Source organism: Neisseria sp. P0009.S007 (genome assembly GCF_051962515.1).
Genome location: NZ_JBQCVF010000252.1, coordinates 1 through 1833, shown reverse-complemented (window position 1 = coordinate 1833; position 1833 = coordinate 1). Strand labels below are relative to the sequence as shown.

The window sequence follows — 1833 nt, the reverse complement described above, 5'->3', positions numbered from 1 at the left end:
TTATCGGTCATTTCTCTTGGGATGCCGATTTGGTCGCAGTGGAAGTAGTGGGTTTGTTGTCGGTCTTCTCCGTCTTCGGTTGTCCAGTTTCGGACCTGTGCCAAAGGTTCGTAGCTGTCGGGATCGGTATAGAGATAGGTATACCTGCCGTCCGGTTGGACTTCCTGCAAGAGGTGGCTGCCGTCCCAAACGAATCCGGTTTCCTCTTCGAGGCCGTCTGAAACTTCTTCGTTTTTCAGACGGCCTTTGCCTATTCTTCTGCCCAAGGCGTCGTAGGTGTAGGCCCAAGTCTCTTTCGTGCCGTCTTTTTTGAAGATTTCGGCTTTAACCAGTTGGTCATGCAGGTCGTAGAAGTAGTTCTGCACTTCGCCGTCGGCCAGTTCGCGGTGGATCAGGTTGCCGAGGTCGTCGTAGTAATAGGTCGTGCCGTTGTAGTCGAAGCAGGTAATGCTTTGGCGGTTGGCGGCGCGGACGAGGTTGCCGTCTAGGTCGTATTGGTAAACGGTTTCCTGAACCTTGTCGTTGTCGCGGGCAAGGGTGTGGATTAAGCGTCCCAATACATCGCGTTTGAACTCGGTAATCCGCAGCGGGGTTTGGCTGTCGAGGTCGTCTGAAAGAGGGGCGGCATCTTTTGGGGCAATGCAGTTGCGCCATCAGTTTAGTGGTGAGGGGGCGTTGTAGCCGTAGCTTGTGGTGTAACCAACAAGAGAGAAATTTGGTAGAGGTCGCCTGAAAATAAGTTTTCAGACGAACTCTACATCAATCAGTAATGAAATTGTTAAAGAATCGATAGCTCAGACGCCTTCAAAGAAGATTTAGATGTCGCTTAAAAAGTAGAAGCCGCGTGTATGTTACGCACATACCCCATACCATAATTAAAAGTTTCATACAGGCTACAGTTTGCTTTTTTTCATTCGAAAGAAAAATTTAACATTTTTGATAACCGATTTATAAAATATAGAATTGCCAAATGTTCATCTTGGTAACAATATTCTTCGGTTCTCAATCCTCTTTCAGAATAGAATATATGCCATTTTTTATTTTCTTCAACAATACATAATGATTCATCATTTACTTCATTGATTGAGTAACTATCTTCTGGTACACCTTTACTTTTAAGGTATGAATTCAATTCATTAATTTTTAACATTTTCCTATTTCCACCTCTTCTAGATGCCCAGATTCTATATATGATTTAACAGATTTTGGCAATTCATACTGTGTCCCTAATCCAATCTCTCCGAACCACGGCATAATTTTACTTGCAGCTACATTATCAATTGGTTTCAGTACCCTATATATGCTATAAGGCTTTTGATTAGAACCAGGAGGTAAGGCTCTCATAGGGTATGGTGTTCCTACTGGAGACACAAATGTTCCTCCTGGATAACCATACCTATCAACAAGAGTGCCAACCGGAAGTGTAATACTCCTCACTTCACCTAAAGCGCCTCTATTAGGAGGCCAATATGGTGTGGGCAGATTTTTATTTAAACCTAGGACATCAAGCCACTTATTTGTATTAGGCGCAAACTGATATAGATTGTCTCCGCCTGAAAGCCCAATCGGGTCCTGATTGATAAACCGACCCGCATTAGGCTCATAATACCTGAAGAAGTTGTAATGCAGCCCCGTCTCACGGTCGGCATACTGGTTTTGCAGGCGGAAGGGTTGGTAAGCACTATCCGTTACCTTGGTTTCTTCTTTCAGACAACCCCAGCCGTAATAATCCCCGAACCACAGCAAATTGCCGTCCTTATCGGTCATTTCTCTTGGGATGCCGATTTGGTCGCAGTGGAAGTAGTGGGTTTGTTGTCGGTCTTCTCCGTCTTC

Annotated in this window: 2 protein-coding genes and 1 pseudogene; all 3 read right to left on the bottom strand. The window is 44.8% G+C overall.

The genetic code is table 11. The annotated features are described in order from the left end of the window. Positions 1 to 557: pseudogene (locus tag ACTHS3_RS12175) on the bottom strand (RHS repeat protein); the annotation flags it as partial. Positions 558 to 910: 353 nt separating this feature from the next. Further along, the gene (locus ACTHS3_RS12170) at positions 911 to 1150 is read right to left on the bottom strand and encodes a hypothetical protein (RefSeq protein ID WP_006155758.1); all 240 of its coding nucleotides are present in this window, start codon (positions 1148 to 1150) and stop codon (positions 911 to 913) included. Next, on the bottom strand, positions 1144 to 1833 hold a 690-nt coding region (locus ACTHS3_RS12165; protein ID WP_440368055.1), incomplete at its 5' end, for a glycohydrolase toxin TNT-related protein. The genes ACTHS3_RS12170 and ACTHS3_RS12165, both read right to left, overlap by 7 nt.